Here is a 7,760-nt window from a genome sequence, read left to right as displayed (position 1 = left end):
GGTCGGACGGTGGCGGTGGCGGGTTCAGCGGATCGCCCCCGCCAGGCCCGTGTCTCCCCCGGCGGGGGCGGCGGGTACGCTTGACCGAACATTCCGCCCGGATTCGGGGGGGACTGGTCGAGTAGCGGATCGAAGGTGCGGGTCTCGATCGGCAGCATCCTGCCGTTGTCGTTGGCACTCTCCGTGCCTCGACGGTTCATGGCCGCGGACCCGGGAGTGCCCCGATCGGTCCAGCCCGCCGAGCCGGCCGGGTGGGAACCTGTTGCCTCGGAACCCGTGGCCGACATCGGATCAACGCGGCGCATCGACGGCCAGGTGTCGGAGACGGCGGGGGACGCCGTCGGGGCGGCGGTGCCCGGCCGGAAGGCGGATGCCGCCGGCTCGGGGCGGTAGGGGCCGTCGACCGTCCAACCGGTGGCACCGGCGGAGCGCGGCTGCGCCGGACCGGTCTGCCAGTGACCCGGGTCGGCTCGGTCGGGAGACGACCGGCCGGTGTCCGTCACTGCCGGCAGTCGGCTCGCCGAACGGGACGGCTGCTCGGTGGTCGGCGGCGGGGACCCGACGCGCCCGCCACGCTCCTGCGGCCCGGGATTCGCGGGGTCCCGATCTCCGACATCGCCGACCCGGATGGCGCCGATCTCCCGAGGATCATCGTTCATGATTGTTCTCCGGGCAGCACACCACCTGGTTGATCCCCGGGGCGGGCATTCCCTCCGTCGTGTTCAAGGGCCTCCCCTCCGTTCGGGCGACCCAAGCCATGAGGCCGGGGTGATCTGACGACCACGCCCAGGACGGTGGTCCGCGCCGGTAGCCCCGCTCGGAGCCGGGCGTCCGGCACGTGGACGTGACCCGCCGGACCGGCCCGACAGGTCTGACCAGAATGACATGTGGTTCCGTGGACCGCACGGCCCGGCCGGTGGAAACGGTGTGCCTCGTGTGGTGCCGGCGGCGGGGGCGTCTCCTCCCCGGGGTCCTGACAGCGAGGGTGATGAGGGAGGCGTCAACGGTAGGGGGACCAGCGGACGCCGGTGTCGCCGGAGCGCAGGCTGTCGATCCTGACCCGGAACTGGGCGGCCACCGTCGCGCTGCTCCCCAGGATCGGCACCACGCTCGTCACCAGCTTCAGTTCCCGGACCGCCCGCAGGACGGCGAACCCGTCCCAGGTGGTGACGTCGAAGTCGTAGCCCCGGGCCAGGTCGAGGTGGGCCTGAGGATCATGACCAAAGCGTAGCCGGCCGACCGCCACGGGAATCAGGTCCCATTCCGCCGGCCCCAGGCAGGTAGCGTCGAAGTCGCAGAGCAGCGCGCGGCCGTCCGCGGCCCGTACGAGGTTAGCCAGATGCGCGTCCCCATGTATGATGACCCGCGGCAGCGCGTAGCGGATGGTGGGCAGAGCCGCCGCGACCCGGCTGGTCATCTTCTCCAGGAAACGGCGGTCGGGCTCGGGGAGCGCCTCGGCGTCGGATAATCGCCGGCGGACGTCGTCGAGGGGATCCCAGCGTGGCAGCGGCGGTTCCGGCGGCGCCAGAGTGTGCAGACCGCGCAGCGCGCCGGCCAGCTCCGTGGTGTCCGGTGCCGGGCCGCCGGGCGGGGTGCCAGGTGGCGTCGCGTCGGCCCAGACCGTCGCGAGGAAGCCGGCCGCCGTGACCGGGGCCGGCACGCCGGGGAGCAGCCGGGACGGCCGGGACGTGGTTCTCCGCCAGCCAGCGGGCCACCCGGACCACCTTGCTCACCCGATGCGCCATCGCGGCCGATCCGATGATCCGGACAACCGCGCCGGCCCGTGGCAGCCGGTACACCGCGTTCACGGTTCTCTTGATCAGCACGGCGCCCGAGTCGTCCAGGCCGGCCTCAGCGCAGATCGCGCCGAGGGCGCGGCGAGTCCGCTCCGCGGTGAACCGCGCGCCCTCCGGCGAGCCCGCCGGAGGGCGCCCGCCGTCGGCCATTCCACCCTCGTACGGTCCTCGTACGGTGGCCGGCGTCAGACCGACGGGCTCGGCACGGGAACCGCGCGCCCGCCGGGCCGCTGCCGCGCCGCGGAGCGCTGCCACTCCCGGATGAGTACCGCGAGGTCCCGCACCTGGTGCACCTCGCTGTGCGGCCGGGTGGCCGCGAGCAGCTGATCCGCGCGTCCCGAGACGGAGGCCACGGTTCGCCCCCAGGAGATCTGGATCGCCTCGGTGGCCAGCGCGCAGACCTGGTCGAGTTCCAGGCGGCCCTGCCGGGCCAGCGCCAGGGCGAGATTGAGGCGGATCACCGACCGGAATCCCGGGGCGTTCATCCCGTCCAGCTTCGGCATGGCGAGATCCGCGTGCTCCTGGGCGGCCTGCGGGCGGCCGAGCAGACACAGGGCCGTCGTGGCGTTGTAGGGCACCTCGACCGGATTGAACTGGTCGAAACTCGGACCGGGACGGCCCCACCGGTCTGCCGGGATGGCGTCCGCCAGGTCGTACGCCCGGTCCAGGGCCTGGGCCGCGCCCCGCACGTCACCGAGGGCGGCGAGGGCACGCGCCTCCTGGCAGACAAGTCGGGCCCGCACGGCACCGCCACTGACGTGGGTCAGCCCGTCCCGGGCAAGGCGGAGCGCCTCGTCGGGCCGGCCGGCGTAGAACTCGTTGACGGCCGCGACTTCCCGGGCCGAGCCGCGAAGCGCACCCTCACCCACCGAGCGCCCCGCCTGGAAGCCGAGCGACGTCAGCGACCGCGCGGTCTCGATGTCACCGAGTTTGAAGGCCGCATCCGCACCCAGCACGGCGACCCGCCCCCGCAGCACGTCGCGCCGGTGGGCGTCGCCGGCGGGGATGGACCGCCGGCTGAGCCGCTCCAAGCCGCGGCGCAACCGCTCGGTCTGGGCCAGGATGTGCGCGGGTGGGGTCGCCTCGTGCGCGTCGAGGAGGTCGTCGAGCAGATCGTCGGCGCGTTCCAGAGCGAGCTGGACCGGACTGGCCGCGAGGACGTCCGAGACCTCCATGATCTGTCCCTCGGCGAGGATCGCGGTCATGACCGCCGCTCCCGCATAGCGATGGAACTGTCTGCGGTCCGAGGCGCCGGGGGCCGGGGCGCCAAGGCGCGTGGTGTGGGGGGCCGACGACGGTGTCGGCTGCGCCGGGATCGCTCCGCTCACAGCGCCGAAGGGTGCTTCGCTCACAGTGCCGAAGGATGGCGTGCCCGCAGGTACTGGTGACACATCGGTGGGGCTCGTTGCGGACTTCGTCATCGAAGGCTGGGGCGGCGGCGCCGGCTCGTAGTCCTCGGGGTGGTCGTCCGGAGGGGTGCGCGCCGGCGGGATGATGATCGACTCGGTGGTCGCCCACCAGGGTGGGAGAGGGGCCGACCGGCTCGTCGGGACCCAGGCCTCGGGGTCGGGCCCGCGCGTCGGTGAAGATCCGCTCGACTGCGGCATGCCGCGCGTCCTTCCTTCAGATAACACCACGGTCGTGACCGTGGCGACAAGGTAGTGGGGGGTAGAGCCCGCTGTGAGAAGCGACCGACCGGAGGCGCACAGTGAGACCACACGCCCGCATCGGTGCCGCGACCGCCATCCTCCCTGACGGCGGTCCGGCCGGATCCAGCGATCAACGGCCGAAGTCTCCCGGCGGTCGTGCGACGGCCTCGCTGCCGCCGGCCGGTCGCTCCGGTCACTCTGGTCGGTCCGACCGGATCTGGCCCGTGTCTCGCTTTGTCAATAGTAGGAGGGAGGCTGCGCCGAAGGGTGATGGTTGTTGGTGCGCAAAGTTCCTGTCATCGTGGCTCTGCGTGGTGTTACCCGGAGGTTTCCTCTGCCGATCATGTTCGGCGGGCGAGCCGGCGGCGGTGCGATGCGGCGGTGGAGTTCGCCGGTCGGCGGTGGCGGGACGAGGAAGGGGGGCGCTGGCAGGACCGACAGGATCGCGCGGCGCAGGCTTGCGGATCATCGCCCCGGCCCGGGAGGGTCCCGGGCGACGAGCCGAGGGAGGCCGGGATGCGGCCCGCCGTCGGTCCGCTCCAGAACGGGAACGAGGCGGCAACAGCTTTGAAATCATGACATCTCGTCATGATTACCGAAAAGGTGAAGTTGGGGGCCCGATGTTGGTCCGATCGGTGCCGGCGTCCATCCCTGCGTTCGGGTCGTCCATCCCTGCGTTCGGGTCGGTAGCCTCGGCATTGTGATCGATGGCTCCCCGACGTGCTTTCCGGCCGGCAGGTCGCGCAGCTGGTGTCGACCAGGCCGGCCGTGGTCGGCGCGCCGTGCCTGATGACCGCGTGGCGCGGCGTCCCGCCGATCCACTAGTCGGGCCGCGGGCAAACCTGCCATCCGCCGACGCGTCCCTGGCCCGTGAGCTCGATGACCAGGCGCACCGGGCCTGGCCGCCGTTGCGCCAGGTCGAACGGGCCGGGTGGGTGCTGCGCGAGTCCGCCGGATCGTCCCGGCGAGGCAACTCGGTCTGGGCTCGCGGTGACGTGCCCGACCTCGCCGCGGCGCTCGCCACGGTGCGGGATTTCTACACCGCCGCCGGTCTGCCGCCGACCTTCCAGCTGGCGCCCTTCTCCCGGCCGACCGGGCTCGGCGCGGTCCTTGACGCCGCCGGGTACGACGACACCGGTCCCACCGACGTCTGCACGGCGCCCCTCGCCGACCTTGTGCGTGGTGCCGACCTGGCACCGGCGGCTGCCGGCTCGGTGGGGGTGACCGTCACCACCACGCCGACGGATGAGTGGCTGGAGGTCGCTGGCCAGGTGCTGACGACATTCAACGTGCAGCGGCCCGGCACGCTCGCGGTGCTCTCGGCGCTGCGGCTGCCCACCATCTACATCACCCTGACCGTGGACGGCGTACCGGCGGCGGTCGGACGCGGCATCGCGGACGATCGTTGGCTGGGTGTCTACAGCATGGCGACCCTGCCTGTGGCCCGTGGCCGGGGCGCGGCCCGCCGGGTCATCGCGGCACTCGCCGAGTGGGCGGCGGGCAGAGGCGCCACTCATGCTTATCTGCAGGTCGAAGAGATCAGCGCCGCGGCGCGGGGCCTGTACGCCGATCTTGGTTTCCGGCCGGTCTACCGCTACGCCTACCGCCGTGCGCCGCTGGGCGCGACGTCCGGTGGAGGTCTCCCATGAGCGGGACCGTCGAGGAACTCCTCGTGCCGGGCGGCCTGACCAGGGTGATGGGCGTCATCAACGTCACGCCGGACTCGTTCTCGGACGGCGGTACCTACCTCGATCCGCTGGAGGCGGTCCGGGCCGGGCTGCGGATGGTCGACGACGGGGCGGATCTCGTCGACGTCGGTGGCGAGTCGACCCGACCGGGCGCGTCCCGGGTCATCGCCGCCGAGGAGATGCGTCGCGTGCTCCCGGTGGTGGCCGAGCTCACCGCCGCGGGCGTCCGGGTCAGCATCGACACCAGCCGTGCCTCCGTGGCCGCCGCCGCGGTCGACGCCGGGGCAGTGCTCGTCAACGACGTGTCCGGCGGCGCCGATCCCGATCTGCTCGGTCTCGTCGCCGACCGCGGCGTGCACTATGTGCTGATGCATGCGCGGGGGACCAGTGCGGACATGGCGTCCCGGGCGGTGTACCGCGACGTGGTCGCGGAGGTGGTCTCGGAACTCGTGGACCGGCTCGAGGCCGTGCTGGCCGCCGGGATCGCCGAGGATCGGGTCATCCTTGACCCCGGCCTCGGCTTCGCCAAGACCGCCCGGCACAACTGGACGCTTCTGCGCCACATCGACGCCTTCTTCGCGCTCGGCTGGCCGCTGCTGGTCGGCACGTCCCGCAAGTCGTTTCTCGGCTCGGTACTGGCGGGCGCGAACGGCTCGGCCCGGCCGGTCGCAGACCGGGACGACGCCACCCAGGCGACCACCGCGTTGCTGGCCGCGGCCGGGGTGTGGGGCGTGCGGGTGCATGCCGTCCGGCCGGCCGCCGACGCCGTGCGGGTCGTGCGCGCCTGGCGGGACGATGGTGACCGGCCCGGGGACGGACCCGAGGTCGATCCCGGCTGGGCCGTGGACGCCGGCCGGGTGGAAGACCGGGAGGTTCCGTGGGTTCCGCGGTGACGGGTTCCGCGGCGGAGGTCGCCTCCCGACCGAGGGCCACGTCGCTCGACCGGATCACCCTGTCGGGGCTGCGGGCTCGCGGCCACCACGGGGTTCTGGCGGCGGAACGGGATCTTGGCCAGGAGTTCGTCGTCGACGCCACGCTGTGGCTCGACCTCTCCTCGGCAGCGTCCCACGACGACGTGACCCGCACCGTGCACTACGGCGAGCTTGCCGAGACCCTTGCCGGGATCGTCACCGGAGAACCCGTGAATCTGATTGAGACCCTCGCCGATCGACTCGTCCGCGCCTGTCTGCGGGACGGTCGGGTGATGCGGGCCGAGGTGACTGTCCACAAGCCCGCGGCCCCGATCGCGGTTCCGTTCGCCGACGTCGCGGTGACGATCGTCCGGAACCGGGTCGACGGCGTCGAGTCGGTGACCGCGCCGGACGCGGCCGCGGGGGTCGCCACCGATGGCGGGTGATCGGATGACCCGGCCGGACCATGCGGTGCTGTCGCTCGGGTCCAACCTCGGTGATCGTCTGGGCCGGCTGTCCGCCGCCGTCCACCGGCTCGACCGCGCGCTGGGGGTGCTCGCCGGCTCACCGGTGTACGAGACGGCACCCGTCGGTGGACCCGAGCAGGACGACTACCTGAACGCCGTCGTCCTGGTGCGTCCGGCGCCCCCGCGTGATCTGCTCGAGGTCGTCCGCGAGGTGGAGGAACGGGCCGCGCGGGTCCGGGCCGTCCGGTGGGGCCCGCGAACGCTCGACGTCGATGTCATCGCGGTCGGTGACCTGCGCAGTGACGACCCTGAGATCCTCGTGCCGCATCCCCGAGCACATCTGCGGGCCTTCGTCTGCGTGCCCTGGCTGGACGTTGATCCCGAGGCGACGCTGCCTGGGCACGGGCGGGTCGCCGATCTGGTCGCCCGGATGGCCGTGGGGAACCACCCGGCCGGTCTGCGCCGGACCCCGTGGTCGCTGTCGGATCTCGTGGTCGAGGCGGATCTCGTCGTCGAGGCGGATCCCAGGGCCGGTGCCGTCACCGATCCCGCCGTCGGCGGCAGTGATGCCGGAGAGGCGGCCAGGTGAGACCGACCCGGGCGCGTGATCTCATCGCGGTCGCGGTGGCGTTCGGGGCACTCGGGTACCTGCTCCTGTGGTGGGCGTACCGATCGATTCCCACGCTGCCGCGAACGGCGTCGGTGTCGGTTCTCATGATCGGCGCCCTCGAGCTCCAGGTCGCGTCCCTGACCCGCCACCGGCTGGAGGGACGGCCGGGAACGCGCCCGATCCTCCCGCTCACGGTCGCCCGGCTCGCCGCGTTGGCCAAGGCGAGCTCCGTCGTCGGAGCGGCGCTCGCCGGCCTCTGGGCGGGTGTGTTCGGCTACACCATGCCCCGCACGGGGGAGTTCCCGACCGCGGGGGGCGACGCGCTCACCGCGGGTCTCGGGTTGGCCGCGGCGATGGTGCTGCTGACCGGCGGCCTCATCCTCGAACAGGTGTGCCGGGTCAAGAAGCGTTAGCCCGGCCCGCCCTGGTTCTGGGCGGAATGTTCCGATGGAACACCGAAAAGTGGTGCGACCACCGATGGGCTGACTGTGCCGATTCGTGTTGGCAGGGCTACTCTGGGATAGATTGCGATATATGACCGTGGTCGGTGTCGGGATTGTCCTGGACCACCTTCGTAGGGTGGTGATTGTCGGCGTTGTTCATGTCGTCGGTGGATGGTGCGGTGACGTGGCGCCTGGG

General features: G+C 72.4%; 6 protein-coding genes and 2 pseudogenes. 5 read left to right on the top strand and 3 right to left on the bottom strand.

The features are described from left to right. The 3 genes and pseudogenes from ACY5KJ_RS14955 to ACY5KJ_RS14945 all read right to left on the bottom strand — a co-directional run. Positions 1-659 (bottom strand): annotated as a pseudogene (locus ACY5KJ_RS14955) (hypothetical protein); the annotation flags it as partial. Positions 660-1,000: 341 nt separating this feature from the next. Next, positions 1,001-1,946: pseudogene (locus ACY5KJ_RS14950) on the bottom strand (phosphotransferase). Positions 1,947-1,981: 35 nt separating this feature from the next. After that, a complete protein-coding gene (locus tag ACY5KJ_RS14945; RefSeq protein ID WP_462186139.1) occupies positions 1,982-3,403 on the bottom strand; it encodes a hypothetical protein in 1,422 nt (473 codons plus the stop codon). Between the two features lie 824 nt (positions 3,404-4,227). Between ACY5KJ_RS14945 and ACY5KJ_RS14940 the strand changes: the two genes are divergently transcribed. From ACY5KJ_RS14940 to ACY5KJ_RS14920, 5 genes are read left to right on the top strand one after another with little or no spacing between them, the layout of a single operon-like run. Beyond that, positions 4,228-5,094, top strand: a complete 867-nt coding sequence (locus ACY5KJ_RS14940; RefSeq protein ID WP_462203619.1) for a GNAT family N-acetyltransferase — start codon at positions 4,228-4,230, stop codon at positions 5,092-5,094. After that, entirely contained in the window at positions 5,091-6,026 is a 936-nt protein-coding gene (gene folP / locus ACY5KJ_RS14935) for a dihydropteroate synthase (RefSeq protein WP_462186141.1), read from the top strand. The genes ACY5KJ_RS14940 and folP overlap by 4 nt, the downstream gene beginning before the upstream one ends. Continuing rightward, a complete protein-coding gene (gene folB / locus ACY5KJ_RS14930; RefSeq protein ID WP_462186142.1) occupies positions 6,023-6,490 on the top strand; it encodes a dihydroneopterin aldolase in 468 nt (155 codons plus the stop codon). Before folP ends, folB begins: the two co-directional genes overlap by 4 nt. Positions 6,491-6,494: 4 nt before the next feature. After that, positions 6,495-7,100 carry a 2-amino-4-hydroxy-6-hydroxymethyldihydropteridine diphosphokinase gene (gene folK, locus ACY5KJ_RS14925; RefSeq protein WP_462203618.1) on the top strand — a complete coding sequence of 202 codons (606 nt, stop codon included), beginning with the start codon at positions 6,495-6,497 and terminating at the stop codon, positions 7,098-7,100. Further along, entirely contained in the window at positions 7,097-7,534 is a 438-nt protein-coding gene (locus ACY5KJ_RS14920; RefSeq protein WP_462186144.1) for a DUF3180 domain-containing protein, read from the top strand. Before folK ends, ACY5KJ_RS14920 begins: the two co-directional genes overlap by 4 nt. Positions 7,535-7,760 lie beyond the last annotated feature (226 nt).

The organism is Frankia sp. CcWB3 (assembly GCF_977927595.1).
Note: the sequence above shows the minus strand (reverse complement) of the source record. Positions and strands in the feature narration are given on the sequence as shown.